This is a genomic window from Polyangiaceae bacterium (genome assembly GCA_016715885.1).
Classification (GTDB): Bacteria; Myxococcota_A; Polyangia; order Polyangiales; family Polyangiaceae; genus Polyangium.
Genome location: JADJXL010000001.1, coordinates 333,116 through 359,913, shown reverse-complemented (window position 1 = coordinate 359,913; position 26,798 = coordinate 333,116). Strand labels below are relative to the sequence as shown.

Sequence of the window (26,798 nt, the reverse complement as noted above, 5' to 3'; positions counted from 1 at the left end):
GCCCTTTCGGCTCTTCAATAATGAGCCATCGTGTCGCAATAAAGATTGGGTCCGGGGTCCACACCGAGTAATTGCGTATAGCGCATGTAGAATTTCACGCGATCCTCGACCTTGGCGTTCGTAGGTATACTGCATTCGAGCCCGCCATTGATGATATTGATTGTCATGCCAAACCCAGGCAACCTGCCAGCCGCAACATCGGCGCCGGAAGGCGTCCACTTGCCGGTCATGACGTCATGGCAAGACGGCTTGGGAGCTTGTGGCGTCGACCAGAACCAAACGCCTGTTTTGAAGGCGACGGTTCCATCGGACGTGACGAGGTCGGGGTTCGTGAGGAGCGGCAAGCCGAGCGCATCGCCAGCGAATCCATAATTGTAATTCCAGCTCAGTTGGATGGGTCCACGTCCGTGATAGGTTTTTCCGGGCGCACATGGATAGGTAACGTTGCCTGCGTCGCAATACCACGTGCAGGCGCCATTCTCGCAACCGACTTCTTGGATGAAATAAAGTCCCCAGGATTCGGGACCTCCGGGAGCTTGTGGCCATCCACCTGTCGTTTCATGCGAAATGTTGGCCAAGAATGCGGCCGCTTCGCGCTTTCGATCGTCCATCGTTCCTTCATTGCAGAACGCGGGCGTTGCATTGCCTGCCGCGACGATGGCATCGTACGAATACAGCGCATTTCGGTTTGGAAACATCTCTTCGTAAAGGGCGCCCGAAACGATGTCGCCAAACCCATTGCCTGCCCCGCCACCGCTGCTGGAGCTCGACGAGCTCGATCCGCCTCCCGCTCCTCCGCCGCCATTTCCGGAGCTCGACGAGCTCGATCCGCCTGCAGATCCACCAGCGCCGCCCATTCCACCGCCGCTGCTCGATGCGGAAGAGCTCGACGCGCCGCCGTTACCTCCTGAACCGGAGGGCGTGTCGTCACTGCATCCAGAAAGTATGGCGATTGGAAGCACGCAGAAAGGCACCGAAAGTCGCATGGGAAAACTCCGCGTCGATGACCAGCCGACTCGATTGTGTCCGGCAGTGTTTCAGAGGAAACATGATTTCGACGGCCTTGTCAATCGGTCGGGTCGAGTGTTAGCATCTCGGGCATGCTCGAACCGTGGAGTGAAAGTATTTGGATTGCGACGCGTCCCGTCAAATTTTTGGGGGTCGAAACAGGCTCGCGGATGACCGTGGTGAAGTTATCCAGTGGGGGGTTGTTCGTGCATTCTCCCGTGGCGCTCGATGCGCAAATGCGTCGCGACGTCGATGCGCTCGGCGAAGTGCGGGCGGTGGTTGCTCCAAGCTTATTTCACCACCTTTACGTGGGCGCTTGGATGGCAGCCTATCCCAAAGCGATTTTTGCTGCCTGCCAGGGGCTCGATTGGAAACGTCCGGATCTTGCATTCACATGCGTTCTCGGCGACACGCCGCATGAAGCGTGGGCCAAGGAATTGCAACAGGTTTATTTTTCCGCACGGCGCGAAAACGAAGTCGTTTTTTACGACGCACGATCGAAAACAATGATCTGCGCGGACGCGCTCTTGAATCTTTCGAAACATCCATCGGCAACGACGAAAATCGTCGCGCGATTGATGTGGAATGACGCACCGGGAACGGGGTATCTCGAGCGCGTCATGGTGCGCGATCGACGTGTGGCGCGACGTCAAGTGGATCGAATTCTCGAATGGGCGCCCGAACGAATCATTTTGTCGCACGGAGGGCTCGTGCATGAAGATGGCACGAACGTCATTCGGCACGCGTATGCTTGGGTGTGATGGCGAGTCGCGACGTTTGGCCATCCATCAATTCAGTGGTCGTCGCCATTCTCTGATTCGTCCCGGTACGTCCTTCACGAGTTCGAACGTCGTCGTCGCCTCGAGGCCCGTCAAAGCATCGCGCACGGCAATCGTCCACCGTCCTGCTACGTCGTTGTCCGCAAACTCGAAATGGGACGTGACAACCCCGCTGCGTGCCAACAGTCTCCGGCCATATTCTTCGCTCCTTTGCCCATTTGGGTCGGTGACCGTCACGTGGAGCGGAAACGGCGCATCGACGTTCCCTCTTCTGCCGACGAGTCGCGCGGTCAGCGGAATGGGGGCACCCGCTGCGACCTTCGGCGGCATTGCCAGTTGAAGTCGTCGTGGCACTTCCGGTAAGAATGCCAAAAGGCGCCCTTGCCATTTCGGCAGCGGCACGACGAATTGCATCATGCCCCGATGCAACTCGACCGGAAGGGCCTTGCGTGCGAACACGTCGAACGGAACGCGCATATCGTTTGGCCTGACAATCCGAGCTGCCACGACATCGCTACCATATCCCATTTTTTCCGCGAGCCGATCGTCCTGGAAGTTCGACTGGCGGTAAGCAAGGTATTCGGCCCCCGTCATGTTGTGATTGACGTAAAGATAGGGCACACCCGCCGCATCGAAACGGCGGAATGTCACGTTCGGATCGTCGCAATTCACAGGCGGCTGGACGATGCTGCCAAGCATTGTCTTCACCTGCGCAATTTGCGTCGCATTGCCCGTCTCGTAGATCGACGCGCCACCGATTCTCATGGGCAACTGCGTCGCACCAGCAATGGCAAGCGCTTGCCCGGACGGCTCATCGAGGATCAGCTTGCCACCCGTTTGCGCGTAATCGGAAAGCAGCGTCGCCGTCGATTGCGTGAGCCAACTCGTTTGGGCAACGATGACCGCCTCGTATCGCTGAATACTCGTCGCGTCGAGCTCGTCCGGGCTGACGGGCTCGACATCCACTTTCGCTTGGAGCAAATCCATGAACGGATACAAAAGCTCGTAGGAGCTCGTGGGTTTGTACAGGAGCTGCTCGAATGGGACGAGCAAAGCGACCTTTTTGGGTGCTGGCAAAAGCTCCGCGAGGAGGCGGCCGTATTCCTTCGATATGCCGCCAAAGGTCGCCATGGCTTGAATTCCCCCGGGGCTCATCGAATCATAATTGAAATATTGAATTCCTTTCGCTCCGCCAGCCAGCATGAGCCAACCGAAATGGTCGTAGATGGCCGATGCGTTCTCGCCCTCGTACCCGCTATCCGGCATGATCCATTGCTCACGCCCGCGGTTGCCCATTCGCGCGACCTCGAGCCACCACACGTGCGCGAGCGGCGGTTGCCACAATCGATTGTAGTAATAGAAAGAAATGAGCGAATAGCCCTTGTCGCCCATGAAATAGGGCGGATATTGCGCGGATTGAAGCTGCATGACGGGAATTTGCATACCACCGGAAATCTGCCCGACCATCCCCAATCCATCGGTATTGTCATGCATTGCCTGGCTCAATCGACGTGCGGTGTCGCCATGAATGTCTTCACACCAGTAGCGGTTGAGCAAAATCCACGGATCGTCATCCGGAATGATGCCCGGCAGAGGCGGTACGACTTTGCCGATGTCGCTGGAATCTCCGAGCGTTGCGGGCCGTGGAGCTTCGATTCCGAATCGATCGTGAAACCCTTCCGTCACAAAACGGTTGTAGTCGATGCCGAACCATTGACTGTAATCGTCGCTGGTCATCGCCCTGCGACGAAATGCCGGAAATTGATTATCGAAAGCAATTCGGCGCCCAAAATCGTCGGCCTCCATTTGACGGCGGAATGGATTGGCATATCCCTTGGCCACTCGTTCATTCCCGAGCGCCGCGACTTGCATGATTTCACCATTGGCTCCACGTCGCCAGGAATCATAACCGGGAGGAGCGGGCGCATTCGCGGATTCGCCAAGTCGCCGCACGGAAAAGCTCATGCCGTGCCACATGGCGAGGTCCCGACCAACCGCGTCATCGTCCGTGAAATGAGGCTCGAGATGGTGATCGGCGAGCCAATCGAGAAGGTGTGCCGTGCGTGTGGGCGATGGCGATGCGGATGCCCACAATGCAACGTGAGTGCCCTCGTGATCGGGAATGGGTGCGACGCGAAGGTCGCGCGTCAACGTCACGGCATCGGGTACGAACGACGTCGTCGCATTGAAATCCGGGTCGATCGATATTCCAGGTGCAATTGTAATCGTAGCCTCGTATACACCACGGCGCAATCCGCCAAGATCGAGCTCATCCAGCAAAACATCCGTTTCCAGCGGAAGCGCACGTACCGGACCAACCCATTTCGTCAGTGTCTTGCTCCCGTCCGTCACCGTCAATGCGGCGCTCGTATCGAGCGGCGAGCGGCCGCGAGACTGTATGCGCAGGTAAATTGGCACGGTGTCTCCACGCGCGAACGTGCTCCGCGTATCGTCCTCGCCAAACCGCAGGGATGCCGTAAATGGAAGGGCTTCGGCTTCCAATGCGCTTGGCGGTGGAATCGTCACGGGCGAACCCGACCATGTCGCGAGCCGATATGCATTTCGGAGCAGCGCTTCCTTTGACGGATCGAGTGGATCTGGCATGAAAATGAATCCACTGAGCGGCGCGTCGGGGCGCAAATTCACGAGCCCCACACCGCAATACTCGCCGGCGGGATCGCTGAAGAAGCAAGCAGAAAGACCGATATTTTTCACAGGCCGCGTGAGTGAATTGACCGGCTCGAGGCCCCACGATTGGCCCATTTGTGTGAGCGTCGGCCCCTCGGCACCATAAAATGTCTGGGGATCCGTGGACAATCCGAGCATCTGCCGCTGCGGCTCCGAGCCAAGAATGATTTTTGGCCCCATCTCGCCCTGGGCCACGTACATCGGCACGTTCGACAACCAAACCACACGACCACCCGACTCGACGTAACGGGACAGGAGGCAATCATCATAAGGCGCATGCACAATCGATGTCGGCGCAACGCCCATGGCAAATACGACGCTCGTGCCAATGGCATCGCTATTTGTAATTTTTTCTTCGAGCCACGCATGAAGCTCGACGACGTTTTTCTGGACGAACCCGCGGCGGACAAACCAGCGCGCGACGCCGGCGGAGTCTTCCACCCAATGCGAATCGTAATCGGGATCCTGAAAAACGACCGATTCTTCGATCGCACCCTGCACACGGATTTCGGGTGTCCGGGCCAAACTGGCGCCACCACCCAGGACGAATCCGTCAGCGCCGAAAGGCACTCGCGCATCGAGCGTCCAATCTGCAAGTGATTCCTCCCATGTCCGGACGGGATCTGCCCCCATTGCAGTCTCGGCGCAGAGCAAGAAAGCCACAATAAAGGGTATGCGCGAGCGCATGCGCACGTCCTCCCTCCCAAAGCACGAATATCATGTGGTATGGAATACAGAGCAGCGCTGTCAAGCGAATGTCACATAAGGTTGAAAAGCGGTAATCCTGGAGAAAGCGCAACCGTCCGCGCTCGTCGGGTCATGCCTTGGCATTGATTGAAACGGCGGTGCGGCAAGCTCTGGTGATTGCGCGAGAGCCGAGCTCGCTGTCGAGAATGGCGGCGTTGCGGGCATCGTAAATGGACATTAGGAGAGACGTATGAGTCGGTCTTACGTGCACGGCTACCCCAGGCCGCAGCTCCGACGGGCCGGCTGGAGGTCGCTCAACGGAACCTGGGACTTTGCGTTGGATCACCACGCTCGCTGGGCAAGGCCGGAAGAAGTCACCTGGGACCGCACGATTGTCGTTCCCTTCGCGCCTGAAACAACCAGGAGCGGCATTGGCGAGACCGGTTTTTTCGACGCATGCTGGTATCGAATCAAGTTCGACCCGCCCCGGCTGCGTCCTGACGAGCGGCTCGTCGTGCACTTCGGCGCAGTCGATTACGAAGCCACCGTATGGGCGAATCGTTCCATCGTTGGTCGCCACGAGGGTGGATATTCGCCGTTTTCCGTGGACATCACGGAGCACGCGCTTCGGCCTGGACCCATCGAAATGGTCGTTCGCGCATTCGATGATCCTGCGGATCTCGCAAAACCACGCGGCAAGCAAGATTGGCAGCTCGAACCGCATTCGATATGGTACCCGCGGACGACCGGCATCTGGCAAACCGTTTGGCTCGAACGAGTACCCAAAACGCACATTCGGAATCTTCGGTGGATGTCGAGCCTCGATCGGTGGGAAATCGACATGTTCGCCAAAATCGACGAATACCGTGGCGACCGCTTGGAGTTGCGCTTGCGGCTCAGCGCCCGCGGGAGCCTGCTCGTCGACGATCGGTATGCGGTGGTTTCCGGGGAAGTTCATCGGCGTATTGCACTTTCCGATCCTGGAATCGACGATTTTCGCAACATGCTGCTCTGGCGGCCCGGCTCGCCAACGCTCATCGACGCGGAGCTCGAGCTCGTGAAGCCCGACGGGACCATTCTCGATCGCGTGGAGAGTTACACGGCATTAAGAAGCATTGCATTGCAGGGCGAGCGCATCGTTTTTAATGGGCGGCCATATCCGCTACGCATGGTGCTTGATCAAGGATATTGGCCCGAGACGGGTATGACGCCGCCGGACGATGCGGCATTGCGACGCGATGTCGAGCTTGCGCGCGCGATGGGTTTCAATGGTGTGCGCAAGCATCAGAAAATCGAAGATCCTCGCTATTTGTATTGGGCCGATAGGCTCGGGCTGCTCGTATGGGCCGAAATGCCGAGCGCCTATCGATTCACGCTGCAATCCATCGAACGACTGACGCATGAATGGCTCGCCGTCATGGAACGAGATTACAGCCATCCGTGCATCATCGCGTGGGTTCCTTTCAATGAATCCTGGGGCGTGCCGAACCTTCCGGACAATGCGGCGGAGCGGCATTACGTCACGGCGCTTTATCACTTGACCAAAACGCTGGATCCGACGCGTCCGGTCATCGGAAACGACGGCTGGGAGAGCGTCGCCACCGATATCATCGGCATACATGATTACGACGCGGATGCCGAACGTGTGGCTCGCCGTTATCACACCCCCGAAGCGCGACCGCGAATATTGCGACGCGAACGTCCTGGCGGACGTATTTTGGTGCTGGGTGGCTCCCCCGAAGTCGAACATCCGCTCGTATTGTCCGAATTCGGGGGCATTGCGTTCGCCGCCGATGCCGATAAAACGTGGGGGTATTCTCGATGTGCGACGCCCGACGCTTTTGCGGAAACCTACGAGGGATTGCTGGGTGTCGTGCGAGCGGTGGAAATGTTCTCCGGTTTCTGCTATACGCAATTTGCAGATACCTACCAGGAAGCGAACGGCCTGCTCTATGCCGATCGAACGCCGAAAATTCCCCTCGAACGAATTGCAAGCGCCACGCGCGGTCACGCTCGTCTGTGGGAGCTTCCCGATTCGCTCGAGCTATTGGCGTACGAGGGACCACGGCATGAGGGAGCATTGCCGGACCTCGTGGAAGAAGAAATGCTCGGCCATACCGGTGAAGTCCCCCCGCTGGGCGCAACGGAATCGAACGATGAGGAGGAATAGGTGCCAGTAGATTCACCCAGTTTTCATGACGTATTCGGACGCGAGCCCGACGTGGTCGCGCATGCTCCTGGCCGAGTGAATCTCATTGGTGAACACACCGATTACAATGGCGGATTCGTTCTTCCGATTGCAACACCACAAGAAACGTTCGTCGCGCTCGCCAGGCGTAACGATCGCGTGGTGCGGGCATGGAGCGACGCCATCGGTGAAGCTCCGGAGCTTTACATTTTGGGCGAAGAAACGAGGCGCGGATCGTGGATCGACTACGTTCAAGGGGTCACGCGCATTCTCGCAGACGAGGGGCATTCCCTCGAGGGATTCGACGTGCGCATTACGTCGAAGGTTCCTGTCGGTAGCGGTTTGTCCTCGAGCGCAGCGCTCGAAGTATCGCTCATGCGAGGATTGCGAAGGCTGTTTCGATTGAACATCGACGACGTGGCCATTGCGCTCGCGGGTAAGCGCGTGGAAAACGACTTCGTCGGCGCGCCAGTCGGCATCATGGATCAAATGGCATCGAGCCTTGCGAGCACGGATGCGGCGCTTTTTTTAAATACACGCAATCTGCATCATGAATTCATTTCATTTCCAACCAATGGCGAGCTCATCGTCATCGCATCGGGCGTCACGCATCAGCACGCTGGAGGAGAATATCGCACGAGGCGCGCGGAATGCCAGCGCGCAGCATCCTTGCTCGGCGTCGCGCAACTATGCGATTTGACACCGGATACCGCGCATCTCGAGAACCTTCCCGATCTGCTCGCTCGGCGTGCGCGGCATGTGATAACAGAAAATGCACGCGTGCTCGAGGCTGTTTCGGCGCTGCGCACCGGTGACTTGGATGCGCTCGGTCGGCTCTTTCACGCTTCGCACGTATCGATGCGCGATGATTACGAGGTATCCACGTCTGAAATCGATACGCTCGTCGCGCTCGCGGAAAACGAGCCCGACGTGCTAGGTGCCCGCTTGACCGGCGGTGGTTTTGGCGGATCCGTCGTCATGGTGGCCAAACGCGGAAGTGGCGCCGGCGCAGCAGCGCGTATTGCAGCGGCTTATGCCATGCGGACAGGTAAAACGCCCACGGTGCTCTTGCCCGTGCAATCGTAGCGGCCGAACGCATCCGAATAGAGCAATTATCGCCCAAGTCGAACCGCTACGCTTGGCATGACATTTGACATGGTGGTCATCCGGAGGTTCTTCAATGAATACCCGAGGTGCGATGGCTGCGCGCGAACCGGTATTGCAAGAAAAGCGCAGCCTTGACGTCATTTGCCTATCTCACCTACGCTGGAATTTCGTTTTTCAAAGACCGCAACACCTGCTCACGCGTTGTGCATCACGTCGCCGCGTTTTTTTCTTCGAGGAACCCGTCATTGCCGACGGTCCACCGCGACTCGCGCTCGACCAAGCGTATCCAGGCGTGTGGGTCGCCGTGCCACATGTGCCTCCCGGACTCTCCGTGACGCAAACCGAAGATACCCAACGTACGCTGCTCGCCGGATTATTCAGGACGAACGCCATCGAGGATTTCATCCTTTGGTATTACACGCCAATGGCGCTCGGGTTTACGAGCCATCTCGATGCCCATACCATCGTATACGATTGCATGGACGAGCTCTCGGCGTTCGCTCATGCGCCGAAAGCCCTGCGAGAGCGTGAAAAGGAACTTTTTCGACGTGCACACGTCGTATTTACCGGCGGCCATAGCCTGTACGAGGCCAAGCGATCATTTCATCACAACATTCATGCCATTCCAAGCAGCGTGGATGTGGCGCATTTTGCGGAGGCACGCCGATCGGCGAACGGCACCGAACCTGCGGATCAGGCCGGCATTCCTCATCCAAGGCTCGGTTTTTTCGGTGTGATGGACGAACGATTGGATGTGAACCTTTTGGCCGCCGTGGCTCGAGCGCGGCCCGATTGGCACTTCGTCATGGTCGGCCCGGTCGTGAAAATCGATCCGGCGACATTGCCGCGCATGCCGAACATTCATTGGCTGGGGATGAAAAAGTACGACGAATTGCCCAGGTATCTCGCGGGCTGGGACGTCGCGGTTTTGCCTTTTGCACGCAACGAGGCAACTCGATTCATCAGTCCCACGAAAACGCCGGAATACCTTGCCGCGGGAAAACCCGTGGTATCGACGTCGATCCGCGATGTCGTGCGGCCTTATGGCGAACAAGGTTTCGTGCATATTGCTGACACGGCCGACCATTTCATTCGGGCTGTCGAAGAATGCCTCGCGGAAGAAGGACAAGCCCGAGAGCAGAGGATAGCACGGGTCGATGCGCTGCTTTCGCGAATGTCATGGGATTCGACCTACGATCACATCGAGGGTCTCCTGCAATCTTGTTTTTCTGCCAGATGAGGAGGTTCCGTGTTCGATTACATGATCGTCGGCGCAGGCTTTGCCGGAAGCGTGCTCGCGGAGCGTCTGGCGCGAGGCTCGGGAAAACGTGTCCTCATCGTGGACAGACGCCCGCACATCGGCGGCAATGCATTCGATCATCACGACGACGACGGCATTCTCGTCCATCGGTACGGGCCACACATCTTTCACACGAATTCGCGGGAGGTCTTCGATTACTTGTCGCAATTCACGCTGTGGCGCCCGTACCAGCACCGAGTGCTCGCTTCCGTCGACGGGCAGCTCGTACCGATTCCGATCAATCTCGATACGGTGAACAAGCTCTACAATTTGTCGCTCAATTCATTCGAAGTCGAAGCGTTTTTCGCAGGGCGTGCTGAAAAAGTCGAACGTATCAAGACATCCGAAGACGTCATCGTCAGCAAAGTGGGCCGAGAGCTCTACGAAAAGTTTTTCCGCGGCTACACGCGCAAACAATGGAACCTCGACCCGTCCGAGCTCGACGCGTCCGTGACGGCCCGCATTCCCATTCGAACCAATCGAGACGATCGGTACTTCACCGACACCTACCAGGTCATGCCGCTTCATGGTTACACCCGATTGTTCGAACGAATGCTCGATCATTCCAACATCAAAATCATGCTATGCACCGACTACCGGGACGTGGAGCACGTGATTCCTCATGCGGAATTGATCTACACCGGCCCCATCGATGCGTATTTCGATCATTGTTACGGCAAACTTCCCTACCGATCGCTCGAATTTCGATTCGAAACGCGCAACGTCGAAGTCGCGCAACCCGCACCGGTCATCAATTACCCGAACGAGCACGCCTACACGCGCGTGACGGAGTTCAAGTATCTCACGGGCCAAGAGCACCGAAAAACGAGCGTCGTTTACGAATTCCCGCGGGCGGAAGGGGACCCCTATTACCCGATACCGCGACCTGAAAATGCCGAGCTTTATCGCAAGTACGAGGCTCTGGCGCAAGCGACGAAGAACGTTCACTTCGTCGGCAGGCTTGCCACGTACAAGTATTACAACATGGACCAGGTGGTCGCCCAAGCGCTCACGCTTTATTCAAAAATCGCAGGACTTTCGCGAAAAGAAAGTACGGTCGTGCGAGCTGCATGAGCGAGAAAATCATGAACGCGGACCTCGAAATATGGGCGGGGATCGAGTGCACGGTCAATCGCGTCGGAGACGTCTATTTCGATCAACTCCAGCGTAATGGGCACTGTGGGCGCATCGAAGACTTGGACCGCTTCGGAGCGCTCGGCATACGTACCGTGCGTTATCCCGTGCTGTGGGAATCGGTCGCCCCCGAAGGAATCGACAAAGCCAATTGGTCCTGGGCCGACGAGCGGCTCGGGCGACTCCGCGAGCTGGGCATTCGGCCCATCGTGGGGCTCTGCCATCATGGCAGTGGGCCGCGACAAACGAGTTTGGTGAAGCGATCATTTGCCGATGGTATCGAGGAGTATGCGCACGCCGTCGCGGAGCGTTATCCGTGGGTCGACGCGTATACGCCGGTGAACGAACCGCTCACGACGGCGCGATTCAGCGCGCTCTACGGTTTGTGGTATCCGCATCTGTGCGACCCGGTGAACTTTCTCCGCGCGCTCGTCGTGCAATGTTTCGCGACCGTGCGAGCCATGCGTGCGGTGCGCTCGAAAAATCCCGCCGCAAAACTCGTACAAACCGAGGACTTTGGCCGAACGACCAGCACGCCAAAACTTGCTTATCAGGCCGAACATGAAAATCAACGCCGGCTGCTCGGCACCGACCTGCTCGTGGGTCGCGTGGGCCCGGAGCATCCGCTTTACGATTATGTCGTTCATCATGGCATAGGCGAAGCGGAGCTTGCCTATTTTCGTGATCATACGTGCGCGCCGGACATCCTTGGAATCAATTATTATGTCACGAGCGACCGGTTCCTGGACGAGCATTTGGACGCGTATCCGGTATGTCTGCACGGTGGAAATGGCCGTGATGCCTACGCAGACGTGGAAGCCGTGCGTGTGGCAGGACAATCGCTCGTGGGGCACATCGAGCTTTTGCGCATGTTGTGGCGGCGTTATCGCATTCCGCTCGCCATCACGGAAGCGCACCTCGGAGGCGGCCGCGAAGAGCAGCTCCGGTGGTTTGTCGAAGCATACCGCGCAGCCCAAGCAGCGCGTGCCGAAAACGTCGACGTTCGCGCTGTCACGTTATGGGCGCTGCTCGGGTCTTTCGATTGGAACACGCTGGTCACACGCGACGCGGGCCATTACGAGCCCGGCGCCTTCGACGTGCGTGCTCCCGCCCCGCGTCCCACCGCGCTCGCTACGATTGCGTGTGCGCTCGTGCAGGGGCGCGAGCCCGATCACCCGGTGCTCGACGTCCCAGGCTGGTGGCATAGGCCCGATCGCATTCTGTACTCGCCAAGGCCGCTCGCGACGCTTACGAATGACGCTCCGCCGAATCCAGCGCCGCGATCGATCCTCATTACCGGGGCCTCGGGGACGCTTGGTGCCGCATTCGGACGCATCGCTCCATTACGAGGTTTGCCGTGCCGGCTCGTCACGCGCAAAGAAATGGACATTGCGGATTCGTCGTCCGTCAATCGAATGCTCGACGAATCCTCGCCCTGGGCGGTCATCAATGCTGCGGGCTACGTGCGCGTCGATGATGCCGAGCGCGAGCCGGAGCGTTGCGAACGAGAAAACGTCATGGGTCCGAATGTCCTTGCCCGCGTGTGCCGTGAGCGATCCATTCGAATGGTGACGTTTTCGTCGGATCTCGTCTTCGATGGCGCTCGAGGACGTCCCTACGTCGAAAGCGACGACGTGTCGCCGCTTGGCATTTATGGGAAAACCAAGGCACTCGCCGAACGAATCATCGTGGAAACGAATGACGAAGCGCTCGTGATTCGCACGGCCGCATTCTTCGGTCCATGGGACGAACACAATTTCATATTTCGAGCCCTTCGCGCACTGCTCCTGGGTGGGAGTTTCCGAGCTGCGGAAGACTCGGTCGTATCGCCGACGTATGTACCGGACCTCGTGAATGCCGTGCTGGATTTGCTGATTGACGGTGAATCGGGAATCTGGCACGTTGCCAATCAAGGAGCCGTTTCGTGGCTGGAATTGGCGCGGTCGAGCGCGGTGTTCGCAGGAATCGACACGACGGGACTCGTGGGATGTCCATCGAGCGCGCTCGGGTTTCGAGCTCCACGTCCTGCCTATTGCGTGCTAGGAAGTGAACGGGCTATTCTTTTGCCTTCACTGGATGATTCTCTGAACAGGTACATTTCGGAGCGGGCCATTCCCTTCGCGGGGGAAGATACCGCTCGATGGAGGGGCGCATGCGCGTCATGGTGACCGGCGGCGCGGGGTACATTGGCAGCGTCGTAACGCAAGAGCTATTGGCAGACGGGCACGAGGTCGTCGTTTATGATGACTTGTCGAAAGGTCATCGCGAATCGGTGATGTCCGAAGCAGCGTTCGTCGAAGCCGATTTGCTCGATGCAAAGTCCCTTCGCTCGGCGCTCGAGACGCACGGCGTCGAGGCCGTCGTTCACATGGCTGCACGCTCGCTCGTGGGAGAATCCGTGTCGGATCCAGCAGCGTATTACCGGACAAACGTCGTCGGGGGGCTCGTGCTGCTCGATGCCATGCGAAGCTTGGGAATTCGTCCGCTCGTATTTTCGTCGACCGCGGCGGTTTATGGTGAAACGGGCAAGCAGCCGATTGAAGAAGACGATCCCATTTGCCCGACGAATCCTTATGGCGAAACGAAATGGGCCTTCGAGAAAGCGCTCGGGCATTACGACCGCGCGTATGGTACGCGGTACGTGAGCTTGCGGTATTTCAATGCAGCCGGTGCCAGCGACAGGTTTGGCGAGCAGCACGACCCCGAGACGCATCTCGTGCCGCTCGTGCTCCAAGCGGCCCTAGGAAAGCTCGATGAAGTGGTCATTTTTGGCGACGATTATCCCACGAAAGATGGAACCTGCGTGCGCGATTATATTCACGTGACGGACCTCGCGCGGGCCCACGTGCTCGCGCTCGAAGCGCTCATGCGCGGCGGGGAAAGTAAAGTTTACAACCTCGGTTGTGGCGGCCAAGGGTATTCCGTGCGCCAAGTCGTCGACGTCGCTCGTGACGTATGCGGAAAAGACATTCCCGTGCGCATGGGTCCACGCCGTCCGGGCGATCCGGCGGTGCTCGTCGCAAGCTCGGAACGTATTGCTCGCGAGCTCGGGTTTCGCCCGCAATATTCGGATTTGCGTGAAATCGTGGCGTCCGCATGGCAGTGGCTGCGCCGACATCGAGCAGGTCCAGGCCACGTCATCGAAGCCGCCGAGTAAAAATTATCACAATTTTGTGCCGTGTCGGACGATAGGCAGATACGTCCACACTGTTTTTTTGCCATAAACCGTGCAAGAAAAACTGTTGGCTCCGATACGTTCACTTGTGGTCCCATGCTACCGGCCTAGACACTCATCTGGCTCAGCATGTTCTGGCGCTTCTGGTGCCAAGGATAAGTGCAAACGATTTTTCTTGAAAACTTGTACTGCAGCTAGGTATCGTGCAGTCCGGGTAGAATCACGTCAAGGGGACTGCATGAGCTTGGCCAGCAGTGGAGACTGGTTAGCTACGCTGGCAGCACGACTTGCTTGCGACAGCGACACCGATCAGGCCGACGCTTACGCAACGGCACCAGAGCTCGTTGTCAATGCCCTTGGTGGGGGTGCCGCACTCGTGTACTCCCTCGACGATACTGGATGGGTGCTCACCCTCACATCTCAGTACGGTGCACCTTCCGAGCTGCTCGAGCGCATCAGTTCCGTCCCCATTGATTCGGCCAACCTCGCCGCCGTGGTAGCTCGGACGCGGAGGGTTCAGGATGTCGACGGAGCGGCCGAGGACGCGCCGCCCGATGCGCGTGCCGGCCTGGAGCTTGGCTGCGGGCGCTGGGCGATTGCGATTCCATTCGTCTCGGACCATCGGATCGTTGGCGTACTGGTATGCTTTTCTGCCTGGCCCGAAGGCGACCGAGAACGATTGCAGTCCTTGCTGCTAGCGCTCGCCGCCGTGCTCGCAAAAACGCTGGCGCGAGCTCGCCCGACGGAAGCGAATACGTCGACAGCTCGTTCGAGCGTATTCCGAGGCGCGCAAGATGCCATTTTCATTGCCGACGACGACGGTCGCATCGTCGATGTCAATCCGTACGCATGCGAGCTGTTCCGAGCGTCGAAGGACGAGCTATTGTATTGGACGGTATTCGATTTGGCGCTACTTGACATGAAGCCGACGCTCGAGGAGCGATGGCCACATTTTCTCGTAGAAGGCGCGTCCCGGGGCCGAGGGCCATTTCGGCGGGCGGACGGCAGCTCTTTCATGGGCGAATTCGCGGCGCAGGCCCATTTCGTACCCCATAGGCACATGTCCATCGTCCGCGACATCAGCGCGCAAGCAGAGCTCGAACAACGACTCCGACTCAGTGAAACGCGATCGTCTCGCGTCGAGCGAGCAGGCCACATTGGCACGTGGGATTGGACGGTCGATACCGATGATGTTTATTGGTCGGACGAGCTATTTCGACTGTTCGGGCGCGAACCGACGAAGGAGAAGCTGACGTATGCAGACGTCTTGTCGCGGATACAGCCCGATGACCGCGCAGCCATCATTCATGTCATCGACGGAGCGCTTCGCGGGGTCGCCCCTTTTTCGGTCGATTACCGCGTCATTCGCCCCGACGGCCAGGAGCGGACGTTGCACGCCGAGTGCGATGTCAGCCGCGACGAATACGGACGCGTGACGCACGTCTTCGGCGTGGTGCAGGACGTCACCGACAAACGCGCCGCAGAGCGTGCGCTGCAAAAGAGTGAATTGCTCTTCAGGCAGGTCCTGGAGACATTGCCCGTCGGCGTATGGGTTTCCGACGAACATGGCCAGCTCATCATGGGCAATTCCGCAGGAAAACACATTTGGGGCGGCGTGGCGCTCGTGGGTATCGATCGATTCGGCGAAGTCAAGGCATGGTGGGCCGATACCGGCAAGCGAATCCAAATCGATGAATGGGCTCTGACCCGGGCCATACGCAAGGGCGAAACCGTGCTGAACGATTGCCTCGAAATTGAGACATTCGACGGCGAACGCAAATTCGTCTTGAACTCGGCAGCACCCGTGCTCGACCCCGACGGCCGGATCCTCGGCGCTTTTGCCATCAATGAAGACGTGACCACACGCCGAAAGCTGGAACGAGAGCGAGAGCGGCTCGTCGAAGCATTGTCGACGGAGCAACGATGGCTTCAAAGCATCTTCGAGCGATCGCCCGTCGGCATCGTATTCTGCCGGCAAACAAAGGACGAAAAACCCAAGCTCATCGCCAATCATCGCGCGGAGGAATTGCTGAGATTGGATTTTTCGGCGCCCGACGCTCTCGATGTCCTACGACAACGCATGCGTCATCCCGACGGATCGGCATTGCCGGAAAGCGAGCTTTCGCTGGAACGTACGCTACGTGGCGAAACCGTCATCGGTCGAGAATTGCTCATTCACCGGCCCCCGGAGCGAGATCTTTACATTTTGGTCAATGCATCGCCCATCTGCAGCGACAGTGGGCAGTTTGTCGGGGCCATGCTGACCTACGAGGACGTCACTTCGCTCAAACAGCTCGAACGATTGCGCCAAGAATGGACGAGCATCGTCGCCCATGATTTGCGGCAACCGGTCGCAACCATTGCAACCGTGGCAAGCTTGCTCCAGCGATCGTCGAACGATCCCAAGGTCGTCACGCGTGCCGAGCGCATCATCCAAAGCGTGAAACGGCTCGACCGAATGATCGGCGACTTGACGGACGTGTCACAAATGGAGGCCCATCGGATCGAGCTTCTGCCCGTGCCCACGGACATTGCGGCACTGCTTCGGCGCGTGACCGAAGCAAGCGAGCACCACGAACGCATGACGCTGCTCATCCGCGGCGACATTCCGCGGCTGTCCGTGGATCCGCAACGCATGGAACAGATCATCGAAAACCTACTTTCCAATGCGATCAAATATGGCACTCCAGGAACGCCAATTGAAATCACCCTGGAACGCGGCGAAAGCGAAATCCTCATTTCGGTGCGCAATGAAGGCCTGGGAATCGCCCCCGAAGAGCTGCCCACGTTGTTCGAGCGCTTTCAGCGTGGGCACGCGCATGGTGGCCCCATCAAAGGCCTCGGACTTGGACTCTACATCGTACGCGGGCTCGTTGAGGCGCATGGCGGACACATCGACGTGTACAGCACCCCTGGAGAAACGACTACATTTCGATTCACTTTGCCAATGTTGCCCACCGGTGGCGAGCCGACGACATCATCATCCGGCTGACCATCGAGTGCCTCGCATTGCACACAATCCGTTTTTCCCGACTACCGGCGGCCGTTTTTCGTAAAACTTAATTTTATAATTTTGTCGTAATTACCGATTTACACGAAGACCTCGACGGCCATCGAGTTTGCGCATATACCTGTGACCTGCGCTCCGCTGTAGGTCCATGAATGCTCCGAATGCTCACGACTCGTGACGACCGATTGGTTGCAGAAAACGCTGACTTGCGCCGCCGTTTGGCAGAGGCCGAGGCGACGATCGCGGTTCGTGTTCGGCAGCAACAAGCACTTGCCAACATCGGCATGAGCGCGATCCACGAACAGGATCTTCAGACGCTCTTCGACAAGGCTGTGGAGACGCTCGCCAATACGCTCGACGTGCCCCTGTGCAAGGTCCTCGAACTGCTGCCTGGCGACACGAATGTGCTGCTTCGAGCGGGCGTGGGATGGCGTGATGGCCTCCTGGGCGAAGCGACGGTGAGTACTGGGCTGGATTCCCAAGCAGGCTACACATTGTGGGTCGGCGAACCCGTCATCGTCGAAGACTTGCGCACGGAGACGCGGTTTTCGGGGCCGCCGCTTTTGCGCGATCATGGCGTCGTGAGCGGGCTCAGTTGCATCATCGCGGGCTCGAAAACGCGAGCGTGGGGAGTGCTCGGTGCGCACTCGACGTCCCTTCGGCATTTCACGCAAGACGACGTCGCGTTCGTGCAAGGCGTGGCCAACGTGCTCGCAGCAGCCATTCAGCGTCATCAGGGGACGGAGCAACTACGCATCAGCGAGGCTCGTTTTTCCGGGTTGATTCATTCTGCCATGGATGCCGTGATCGCGGTGAACGACGAGCAGCGCATCGAGCTCTTCAATCCGGCGGCCGAGCAGATGTTCGGGTATTCCGTGTGCGAAGCCATTGGCATGCCGCTCTCGCGGCTCATTCCGGAACGTTTTCGGGCGGCGCATCACGAGCACGTCAAACGTTTCAATCGCACAGGGCAAACCCCTCGCAGGATGAGCGCGCTCGGCGAATTGAGTGCACTGCGCAAAAATGGCGAGGAGTTTCCCATCGAAGCATCCATTGCGCGCAGCGAGGTCGCGGGGCAAAAGTTATCGACGGTCGTTTTGCGCGACATCAGCGAGAGAAAAGCTGCGGAAGAGAAATTGCGGGCCAGTGAGAATTTTTATCGTCAAACGCTCGAATCGATCCCCGGCATGACGTTCACCAATACACCCGATGGAATTTGTGATTATGTCGGCGAACAATGGGTCGAATTCTCCGGCGTACCGGCCTCCGAACTGCTCGGGAGCGGCTGGGCGAACATTCTCCACCCCGACGACCGCGAGCGCGTTGTGTCGACATGGCGCGCTGCTGTCGAAACGTTCGACGACGACTATGACGCGGAATACCGAGTCCGGAGGCGAGACGGCGAGTACGAGTGGTTCAAGTTGCGGGCACGTGCCATTCGTGATGAATCTGGACGGATCGCGCGCTGGTTTGGCACGGGTATCAGCATCAATAACCTCAAGAAAGCCGAAGAAGCTCTAAAAGAAGCCGATCAGCGCAAAGATGAATTTTTGGCCATGCTCTCGCACGAGCTCCGCAATCCGCTCGCGCCCATTCTCAATGCTGTTCAAATTCTCCGGTTGCTCGGGCCCAAAGAGCCGAAACTCGAGCGAGCGCGTGACATGATTGAACGGCAGGTGAATCACCTGTCCCGTCTCGTGGACGACTTGCTCGACGTATCGCGCGTTTCGCGAGGCAAGATCAAGCTCCAAAAGACACGCCTCGACCTGGCCGACGTCATACGGCAAGCCGTGGAAACGAGCCGGCCGCTGATCGACGCCCGGCACCACGAGCTGCGCGTGACATTGCCCGGAAAACCCATTTGCGTGGAAGCCGACTTGACTCGACTGGCGCAAGTGGTGAGCAATTTGCTGAACAACGCCGCCAAGTACACCGACGATGGGGGCATCATCGAATTGGCGGCCGAGCAGCATGGAGAGTTCAAGCGCGGGGAGGCTATCATTCGCGTGCGTGACAATGGTCGAGGAATTGAATCCAAAGCACTCGGGAAGCTGTTCGATATGTTCTACCAAGTGGATCGCAATCTAGACCGGTCGGAGGGTGGATTGGGCATTGGTTTGTCGCTCGTGCGGAGCCTCGTCGACATGCACGGCGGTCGCGTCGAAGCTCACAGCGATGGGCGTGGCAAAGGAAGCGAATTCGTCGTGCGACTCCCCGAATTGTGCGACGATTCCCCAAGCGAGGATGCGGACGACGAAGGCGGCAAGGTAAAACCACAGGGTGGGCTGCGGATTCTCGTCGTGGATGACAACTCCGATTCTGCGGAGACCATGGCCATGCTCCTCGAAATCGACGGCCATGAGCTGTTCGTGGCCCACGACGGCAAAAAAGCCGTCGAGGTGGCCTTGGCAGAGCGGCCCGCGGTGGTCTTGCTCGATATCGGTTTGCCCTATCTCAATGGCTACCAAGCCTGCCGCGCCATGCGCGAGGGTGGATTGACGGACGCGCTCGTCGTGGCAATGACCGGATATGGTCAAGACGACGACCGGCGCATGTCGGAAGAAGCCGGCTTTGACGCGCACTTGGTCAAACCCGTGGAGCTTCCGACGGTCCGGGAGCTATTGGCTCACCGGACTCTGCGCACCAAATAAAGTTTGCATCGCAATGGCTCAAAGGGGCGCAAAACGCGCCCACATGACCGGCTCGAATGCAAAGAGCTCGTCCACGTGGTCGCCAACCATGAAAGTGGCAGCGAGCGGCGTGACGCCCAGCGATACGTAGCGCGAAAGCAGAAAACCCACGCCCCATCGAGCCTGCGCGACGAAGGCATTTCGCGATGCGAAAAAGGGCAAATCGAAGGATACGCGCGAATAGGAAAATGTAGCGGACACATCCATTTCAATATACCTGTTCAAGCCGAAAACGATGCGCCCCTGCGCGCCTGCCCCCGCGTGCGTGGAATCGAACGTGCGGACGAATCGACCCTCGGCACCAACCTCGTATCGAAAGCGACGATCGAAGGGCACCCGGTACATCGCCTCCAATCCAAAACTTGCACCATTGGAGATTTCCCACCGCCCCGGCACGAAAAAACCTCCCACCGAAACTCCCAAGCCCAAACGGCGCTTGTTGTATTCGACTTGCTGATCCTCTTTCAACGAGGACCACGGATCCGCAGGCTTTGCTTGAGCAAATGCAACATTTGCTACAAACAGACAAGCACAAGAGAGAAGGGGCACGAGCACGATCGAAGTCTTCACGGCCGCCTCCTCGCACGCAAAAAGAGATACGCCACGGGGGCGAAGAGCCATAATGCCGTGCCCATCGGCGCGGGCAGCGGAGACTTTCCACGGCGCGGGCGCATGCTGCATTGGCTTGCGTGAATCGCCGCGGGCCTCAGGGGCAATGCTGCGCCGACCTCCGCTTTTCGCACCGAATTTTGGGAGAGAGCATCGCAAATCTCGACACACGCTTCGCAAGCGTTGGCAGCCGTTTCGCAATCGCTCGCGCATTCCTGGCAATCGTTGCCCTTGTTGTCGCAATATCTGCAATCATTGCACGCATCGTCGCAGTCCGTCGAGCTGCCCGTGGCGACCTGCGGCTCTCCTTTCTGCAAACAACTATCGATGATCGAAATGCATTCGTCGTTCGTCGCAAAAAGCACGGCATCGTCGCGCGTGCGTACGGGCATGGCCGCGCACGGCGGATAGGCCGATTCGACGCATTCCTTCACGGCGTCCAAACTCAAAAGAGCAATGATGCAAATGGCCGAAGCGTGCGACGTATCGAGGTTGACCCAGCCGCATTCCGCATTGGCATCGCCGAATGATTGATCCGTCGGCACGTGCGAGCACGACGACGTGAAACCGCATTGACACGTGTTTCGAACTTGGGAAGCACAGCTATTCAAATCATCCGGAATGGCATACGGACTGAAATCCACAGAGAGCGGTTTTGACGGCGGCGCTGGGCTCATGTCGCCGGGAACTGCTGGCAATGGCACGACGACGCTTTCGTCTTCGAGCGCCGAGAGCGCGACGAGCCATGATTCGTTCACGTACACTTTGTCGTCCCACGCGATTGCACCCACGGGCAAGCCGCTCATTCGCACGATGCTCTTTGCCTGCGTGCGCGATACGAGCCCTCGTAAGGTTTTTCCCGCCCGACCTCGGATCGCCGCCTCTTCGAATGGCGCTGCCACGGCATTCGCCTTGCCGCGCACATCGAGCGGTCCGGCAAACGCGACATCGGCTTCCGACGGCGCACGCGCATCGAGCTGTGCATGGCCGTCGTTCGTCGACAATTCGCCGAGAATCAGCGCGTCTTCGCCTTCGGCTTCGCGCAGCGCATCTGCTGCTGCAATGAGGTTATCGAAGGTGGGGACATCCGGCAGCTTGAATGCGACCGGTTCCGCGTCCACACGCTCGGCCTCTTCCATCCGCACCGCAAGCGTTCGCCGCGAATCTTCGGGCAGGGTCGCCATCACCTCGGGCGACGCCTGCAGCGCGTCACGGAGCGGCAAAACGTCGTAAGGAGGCAACGACTCCTCGCCGCAGCCCGAGAGGATTCCAAGCAGCATGACGGCCGAAAGCGCTACGTTCTGCTTTTTGCGAGAAATGAACGAAAACACCATGCTGCGCCCGCCCTTTGCACGTGCGTGACCGACGTGTCGCCGGACCATGCAAAGCATACCACGTGCGGCCGGGCGACCGCAACAGCGTCATCAATCCGGGGTCGCGAGCAAAAGCCGCAACAAGAGGTGCACGTTCGAGACGACGAACGTAAAGCGCTCGGGGCCTCGCAAGCCGGTGATCCTCGCGAGCAAAAGGCGCGTTGGCAAATACGCCAGAGCCCACACGAAGAGCGCCATCCCGGCAAAACCGCGCCCCTCGAGACGCCCGAGCATCAAGAAGACCTCGACGCCGGCAAGATACGCGGCGTACACGACGGCCATGACCGCGGTTTGACGAGCAATCCACTCGGCCGCGCGATCCATCCAAAACGCGCGTTTGAATAGCCCCAGAATGACCGTCGCGATGACCGGTACGACGTGCACCACGATGCATCCACCGATCAACCACCCGGGCACGCGCGCGCGCTGCGCAAAAACCAGCGTCGGCACGAGCCACCCGAGCAAGTAAAACAAGATGAAGATGGTATCCGATGCCTTTTGGACGAAGCCCGGCCGTTCGGTGAAGAAGCCGAGTTTGTCCGAACGAATGAGGCCCGTGAGCATCGCGGCTGGGACCATCACCATGTGGAGCACGCCGAGGGCGAACGCCGATTCATTGCGATAGCCGGTCACCAAATCGAAGACCGGGTCGATGCCCAGCACGAGCAGCACCAGCGTCAAGAGCACATCCGCCGCGACACCAAGCCAGGGCGCCGCTTTTCGAGGCTCCGGCGCGTCTCGTTGCGTTTCGAGGGCGTGCGTCGACATGCGCCACGTATACAACCGCGAGCGGCGCGACAAGTCAATCCGTCTGCATGGGAGGTCCCGCGCGTCCCGAAGAATTCGGGCTGCGACCGGGCATCATTCAGGATCGATTCGGTACACCCTACCGTTGTTCGAGCTATCCGTGATGATGTAAAGCTCGCCGCTCGTGTCCTCACCAAACGACGTAATGCCGCCAGGGAGGGACGGGCTGTCGAGATCCGCCGATATCTCTCCCTCTTTGATGATGGTCCCCTTGTCCCATGCCAGCGTGTACACGCGTTTGGTGCAAAAGTCCCCATAAAGATAGGTCCCGACGAGCCCAGGGATTTTCGTGCCACGATAAACGTAGCCCCCGGTTATCGAGCAATCATCCATCGGCGCGCCATTCTTGTGATTGTATTCAGTCACCGGCAACGTCATCCCCGACATGTCGCAGCCCTGCGCCGGCTCGAAACAGTGCTTGCCCTCCATGATGTCCCAGCCGTAGTTCTTGTTCCCATCGGAAGGCGCCTCGATGTTGACTTCCTCCCATTGATTCTGCCCGACATCCGCGATGTAAAGATGATTCGTGCAGCGATCGAAGCTGAAGCGCCACGGATTGCGCAGTCCCCAATCCCACACGTATTGATCGCCGTCGGTGATGTTGCCCGCGGGCGCTTGAGGGTGCTTGTCGACGTCAATGCGAAGGATCTTGCCGAGCTGACTATTTTTGTTTTCAGCGTTGTCGAATGGATCGCCACCGCCACCACCATCCCCCGTGCCAATGTAAAGGTACCCGTCGGACCCGAAGGCGAGCATGCCGCCATTGTGGTTGGTATGGTCCGGATGCGGAACGGTGAGCAGCACCTTGGCTGAACCCGGGTCTGCGACGTCCGGCGTGCCCATGCCGCGCGTATACTCGGCAATCTCGATGGCCCCGTCGGGTTCACGCGTGTAATAAATGTAAAATCGTCCGTTGGCCACGTATTGCGGGTGAAACGCGAGCCCCAAAAGGCCTCGTTCGTTCGCTCCTGCTTCGACCACGCCCGCCGCATCCAAAAATGGCTCGGCAACCAGCGCCCCATCTTTGACGATACGAATTCGACCTGGCTTTTCGAGCACGTAAAGCCGCGTCGTATCCTCGGGTGCCCCCGTGACGAACGTCGGTCGCGCAAGGCCATTCACAACCTCGGTCAGCTTCATCGCCGGCAAATCCGCTGACGTGCCAGGTGCACACGCCATCGGCATGCCGCCACCGCCCGCAGTTCCTCCACCAGCGCCTCCCATACCGCCACCACCGCTGGAGCTCGAACTGCTCGCGCCCCCCTCGCCTCCACCACTGCTGCTCGACGCCGAAGACGAAGACGACGTCCCCGTGGTTGGATCCGAGCTGCACCCTTGCCCAACGACCAGAGCACCGGAAAAACCGGCAATACCAAGGAAAGCCCAACGAATTTTCGAAGTGAACACGTTCATGCACCCATCGTACGCCAAAGACATACGACTGTCCATGGGGCGCATTGCAGACGCAATCTTCATCGCGTGTCCTTTTAATTTGTATATTTTCGCACCATACGCGGGCGGCGTGAACTACGAAAGGTTTGTCATTCTTGAATATCCTCGTGGTGTTCGTCGATAAAATGGGTCGCGGCCCCCGGTCCACTTGGGCTAGGGTGCCGCCTCATGAGAAGCCCTCTCGTCGCGCCACGCAAACGCTCGCCTCTCGCTGCGCTGCTCGCTTGGCCTACGCTGCTGGTCGTTGCCTGCGCTTGCGCATGCGCGCCTCGACACGTCATACCGAATGATGCGGCCAAAGCGCCCGCGATTGCTCTGCAAACGGAGCCCGACGCGGAGAGCGCTACGCCACGACCGCTCAGCGCCGCAGAAACCAAAATCGTATCGTACATCGACGAGCACAACGACGAAGCGATCGCGCTGCTCGAACGGGTCGTGAACATCAATAGCGGTACGTTGAGCTTCGATGGGGTGCGCAAGGTCGGGGAAGTTTTCGCAGAAGAATTTCGTGCAATCGGTTTCGAAACGCGATGGATCCCAATGGACACGGTGAATCGAGCCGGGCATCTCTTCGCCGAACGCAAAGGAACGGCCGGCAAGCGCGTGCTGCTCATCGGGCACCTCGATACGGTGTTCGAGAAGGACAATCCATTTCAACGTTTCGAGCGAATCTCGAAGGACGCGGCGAAGGGCCCTGGGGCGCTCGACATGAAAGGCGGCGACATTGCCATTCTATACGCACTCAAAGCGCTCGGAGCCGCCGGGGTGCTCGATGGAACGCAAATCATCGTGGCTTTCACGGGCGACGAAGAAAGCGCGGGCGATCCGGTCGAGTTGGCGCGTAGGGATCTGGTGGAAGCTGCGCGGCGCAGCGACGCGGCGCTCGAATTCGAGCAAGGCGTTGGCGGCCCGAACAGCGCCACCGTCGCGCGCCGCGGGAGCACGTCGTGGAAACTGCAAGTGCGAGGCAAACCCGGGCACTCGTCGGTCATTTTTTCCAACGACGCGGGCGCCGGAGCCATTTACGAGGCGTCGCGCATCCTGCACACGTTTTATGACGAGCTTCGAGGCGAAAAGTATCTCACGTTCAACGCCGGCCTCATCGTGGGCGGCAACATCGCCGACGAACAGCGCGGGCAAGCGGCTGCATCGGGCAAGTCCAACATCATTGCACAAACGGCATCGGTCACCGGTGATTTGCGCACGCTGACCATGGAGCAGCTCGAGCGGACCAAGGAGCGCATGCGCGCGATTGTCAAGAAAAACTTGCCGCAAACTTCGGCGGAAATCGTATTCGAGGACGGTTACCCTCCCATGGCGCCGACCGAAGGCAACTTCGCGCTGCTCCGCGAGCTTCAGGGCGTGAGCCGCGACCTTGGCTTTGGCCCGGTCGACGTCATCGATCCTGGCAAACGCGGCGCCGCCGACGTATCGTTCGTCGCGCCATTCGTGGCCTCGCTTGCAGGCCTGGGCCCCTCGGGCGACGGCTCGCATGCGCCCGGAGAAACCGTGGACCTCACGTCCCTGCCGCTGGTCACCAAACGCGCCGCGCTTCTGATCCATCGATTGACGCGGCCGTGATGCCCCTCGGTTCGGAACGTGTTCCAGATTTCTGTGGATACGCCTGCAAATTCTAGTAGACACAGGGCCAACCCAAATGTTACGTCTCGGACGGAAGCTCTAGTAGCAGTGAGGCCTTGATGAACCCGAAGATTCATGTCGCCGGACTCGATATCGAGTGGCGAGAGGATGAAGGACTTTGTTTGTGGGCTGGTGCGCCGGTGATGACGGCGTGGATCGAAAGCACGATGGCGGGGTTTTTGTCAACGGTACAGCGGATGGTGGGAACCGAACGCTTTCAGCTCGGGATGCAGCAAGGTGGTCGGGATAGCATCGATGGCGATTGGGGCGTGATATCATCGGCGCCGACGTTCGAGGAGGGATTCGTTGCGCTTTCGAAGATAGCGGCGGCGGCGGGTTGGGGCCGCTGGGAGCTGGTTTCGGTGGACAAGGACGCGCAGGAGGCGCGCGTGCGAGTCTACAACAACTGGGAATCGATTGCGCAACGCGCGCTCGGTGTCACCTGGGGTGCGCCGTTCGTCGCGGGAAAATTGGCAGCGTATTTCCAGCGTCATTTCGGTGTAAAGGCTTGCTGGGCGGAGCAAACGGCGTATTTTACCAAGGGTGATCCGTGTGATGAATTCGTCGTTCGGCCTTCGCCGACCACGGTCGAGGATCGGATCGGCGAACTGTTTCATTCGGAGAACGCAACGAAAACGGACCTCGCCGTGGCGCTCGAACGGGTGCGTCGTGAAGTCGAGGAGCGGGCCAAAGCGGAGCAGGAGCTTCGCGAGAAACTCGAATTGATCGCAAAGCAAGACGAGGCGATCAAGGCGCTGTCGACGCCCATCATCGAAGTATGGGAAGGCGTGCTGACGCTGCCGCTCTTCGGTGTGATGGACAGCCAGCGAGCCGCGGAGACGATGGAGCGGCTGCTTGATAGCATTACGCAAAAAGGCGCGACGCACGCGATCATCGATCTGACGGGTGTGGAAGTCGTCGACACGTCGACGGCGGATCACATTGGCAGACTGGTGAGAGCCGCGGCGCTCATCGGGGCGGAATGCATCATTACGGGGATTCGTCCTGCCGTGGCGCAAACGATGGTTCAAATTGGTATTGATTTGTCGCAAATCGTGACATTGTCGACGCTTCGCGAAGCGCTTCGGCATTGCATGCGCGCGGCGAGTGCAGCGCCGGCGACGACGTCGAAACGGCGATAACGACCAGC

Annotated in this window: 15 protein-coding genes and 1 pseudogene; 10 read left to right on the top strand and 6 right to left on the bottom strand. The window is 59.0% G+C overall.

The genetic code is table 11. The features are described 5' to 3' along the window. Window positions 1–14 precede the first annotated feature (14 nt). The gene (locus tag IPM54_01600) at window positions 15–857 is read right to left on the bottom strand and encodes a hypothetical protein (GenBank protein ID MBK9258512.1); all 843 of its coding nucleotides are present in this window, start codon (window positions 855–857) and stop codon (window positions 15–17) included. A 243-nt stretch (window positions 858–1,100) separates the two neighbouring features. Here IPM54_01600 and IPM54_01595 point away from each other — a divergent pair, with 243 nt between their 5' ends. Next, window positions 1,101–1,769, top strand: a complete 669-nt coding sequence (locus tag IPM54_01595) for a DUF4336 domain-containing protein (GenBank protein ID MBK9258511.1) — start codon at window positions 1,101–1,103, stop codon at window positions 1,767–1,769. A 27-nt stretch (window positions 1,770–1,796) separates the two neighbouring features. Here the strand turns inward: IPM54_01595 and IPM54_01590 are convergent, their stop codons facing one another. Next, the gene (locus IPM54_01590) at window positions 1,797–5,162 is read right to left on the bottom strand and encodes a hypothetical protein (protein MBK9258510.1); all 3,366 of its coding nucleotides are present in this window, start codon (window positions 5,160–5,162) and stop codon (window positions 1,797–1,799) included. A 250-nt stretch (window positions 5,163–5,412) separates the two neighbouring features. Between IPM54_01590 and IPM54_01585 the strand changes: the two genes are divergently transcribed. The 7 genes and pseudogenes from IPM54_01585 to IPM54_01555 all read left to right on the top strand — a co-directional run bounded on the left by IPM54_01585 (window position 5,413) and on the right by IPM54_01555 (window position 19,727). Beyond that, window positions 5,413–7,332, top strand: coding sequence for a glycoside hydrolase family 2 (locus IPM54_01585; GenBank protein MBK9258509.1), 1,920 nt, complete (start codon window positions 5,413–5,415; stop codon window positions 7,330–7,332). Further along, a complete protein-coding gene (galK, locus tag IPM54_01580) occupies window positions 7,333–8,436 on the top strand; it encodes a galactokinase (GenBank protein MBK9258508.1) in 1,104 nt (367 codons plus the stop codon). It begins immediately after the preceding gene. Window positions 8,437–8,530: 94 nt separating this feature from the next. Continuing rightward, window positions 8,531–10,831, top strand: a pseudogene (glf, locus tag IPM54_01575) (UDP-galactopyranose mutase). After that, window positions 10,828–13,059, top strand: a complete 2,232-nt coding sequence (locus IPM54_01570) for an SDR family oxidoreductase (GenBank protein MBK9258507.1) — start codon at window positions 10,828–10,830, stop codon at window positions 13,057–13,059. The pseudogene glf and the gene IPM54_01570 overlap by 4 nt, the downstream one beginning before the upstream one ends. Next, window positions 13,044–14,048 (top strand): UDP-glucose 4-epimerase GalE, encoded by a 1,005-nt coding sequence (gene galE / locus IPM54_01565; GenBank protein ID MBK9258506.1) that lies wholly within the window; start codon window positions 13,044–13,046, stop codon window positions 14,046–14,048. The genes IPM54_01570 and galE overlap by 16 nt, the downstream gene beginning before the upstream one ends. 256 nt (window positions 14,049–14,304) lie before the next feature. Then, a complete protein-coding gene (locus tag IPM54_01560; protein ID MBK9258505.1) occupies window positions 14,305–17,058 on the top strand; it encodes a PAS domain S-box protein in 2,754 nt (917 codons plus the stop codon). Between the two features lie 179 nt (window positions 17,059–17,237). After that, window positions 17,238–19,727 carry a PAS domain S-box protein gene (locus tag IPM54_01555; protein ID MBK9258504.1) on the top strand — a complete coding sequence of 830 codons (2,490 nt, stop codon included), beginning with the start codon at window positions 17,238–17,240 and terminating at the stop codon, window positions 19,725–19,727. 18 nt (window positions 19,728–19,745) lie between these two features. Here the strand turns inward: IPM54_01555 and IPM54_01550 are convergent, their stop codons facing one another. The 4 genes from IPM54_01550 to IPM54_01535 all read right to left on the bottom strand — a co-directional run bounded on the left by IPM54_01550 (window position 19,746) and on the right by IPM54_01535 (window position 23,704). After that, on the bottom strand, window positions 19,746–20,336 hold the full coding sequence (locus IPM54_01550) for a hypothetical protein (protein MBK9258503.1): 591 nt from the start codon (window positions 20,334–20,336) through the stop codon (window positions 19,746–19,748). Further along, window positions 20,333–21,709 carry a hypothetical protein gene (locus tag IPM54_01545; GenBank protein ID MBK9258502.1) on the bottom strand — a complete coding sequence of 459 codons (1,377 nt, stop codon included), beginning with the start codon at window positions 21,707–21,709 and terminating at the stop codon, window positions 20,333–20,335. The genes IPM54_01550 and IPM54_01545 overlap by 4 nt, the downstream gene beginning before the upstream one ends. Window positions 21,710–21,799: 90 nt before the next feature. After that, window positions 21,800–22,516 carry a hypothetical protein gene (locus IPM54_01540; GenBank protein ID MBK9258501.1) on the bottom strand — a complete coding sequence of 239 codons (717 nt, stop codon included), beginning with the start codon at window positions 22,514–22,516 and terminating at the stop codon, window positions 21,800–21,802. A gap of 93 nt (window positions 22,517–22,609) precedes the next feature. Then, window positions 22,610–23,704 (bottom strand): PQQ-dependent sugar dehydrogenase, encoded by a 1,095-nt coding sequence (locus IPM54_01535; GenBank protein ID MBK9258500.1) that lies wholly within the window; start codon window positions 23,702–23,704, stop codon window positions 22,610–22,612. A 471-nt stretch (window positions 23,705–24,175) separates the two neighbouring features. On the opposite strand from IPM54_01535, the gene IPM54_01530 reads away from it, so the two are divergent. Then, window positions 24,176–25,588: a M20/M25/M40 family metallo-hydrolase gene (locus IPM54_01530; GenBank protein ID MBK9258499.1), complete on the top strand. Its 1,413-nt coding sequence runs from the start codon at window positions 24,176–24,178 to the stop codon at window positions 25,586–25,588. Window positions 25,589–25,815: 227 nt separating this feature from the next. After that, window positions 25,816–26,790 (top strand): STAS domain-containing protein, encoded by a 975-nt coding sequence (locus tag IPM54_01525; GenBank protein MBK9258498.1) that lies wholly within the window; start codon window positions 25,816–25,818, stop codon window positions 26,788–26,790. Window positions 26,791–26,798 lie beyond the last annotated feature (8 nt).

Bases quoted from the DNA above. Each gene is read 5' to 3' on its own strand.
- IPM54_01540 (MBK9258501.1), bottom strand. From the start codon at position 22,516: ATGTCGACGCACGCCCTCGAAACGCAACGAGACGCGCCGGAGCCTCGA.
- IPM54_01525 (MBK9258498.1), top strand. From the start codon at position 25,816: ATGGCGGGGTTTTTGTCAACGGTACAGCGGATGGTGGGAACCGAACGC.
- IPM54_01560 (MBK9258505.1), top strand. From the start codon at position 14,305: ATGAGCTTGGCCAGCAGTGGAGACTGGTTAGCTACGCTGGCAGCACGA.
- IPM54_01570 (MBK9258507.1), top strand. From the start codon at position 10,828: ATGAGCGAGAAAATCATGAACGCGGACCTCGAAATATGGGCGGGGATC.
- IPM54_01555 (MBK9258504.1), top strand. From the start codon at position 17,238: ATGCTCACGACTCGTGACGACCGATTGGTTGCAGAAAACGCTGACTTG.
- IPM54_01595 (MBK9258511.1), top strand. From the start codon at position 1,101: ATGCTCGAACCGTGGAGTGAAAGTATTTGGATTGCGACGCGTCCCGTC.
- IPM54_01600 (MBK9258512.1), bottom strand. From the start codon at position 857: ATGGGCGGCGCTGGTGGATCTGCAGGCGGATCGAGCTCGTCGAGCTCC.
- galE (MBK9258506.1), top strand. From the start codon at position 13,044: ATGCGCGTCATGGTGACCGGCGGCGCGGGGTACATTGGCAGCGTCGTA.
- IPM54_01590 (MBK9258510.1), bottom strand. From the start codon at position 5,162: ATGCGCTCGCGCATACCCTTTATTGTGGCTTTCTTGCTCTGCGCCGAG.
- IPM54_01530 (MBK9258499.1), top strand. From the start codon at position 24,176: ATGAGAAGCCCTCTCGTCGCGCCACGCAAACGCTCGCCTCTCGCTGCG.
- IPM54_01585 (MBK9258509.1), top strand. From the start codon at position 5,413: ATGAGTCGGTCTTACGTGCACGGCTACCCCAGGCCGCAGCTCCGACGG.
- IPM54_01545 (MBK9258502.1), bottom strand. From the start codon at position 21,709: ATGGTGTTTTCGTTCATTTCTCGCAAAAAGCAGAACGTAGCGCTTTCG.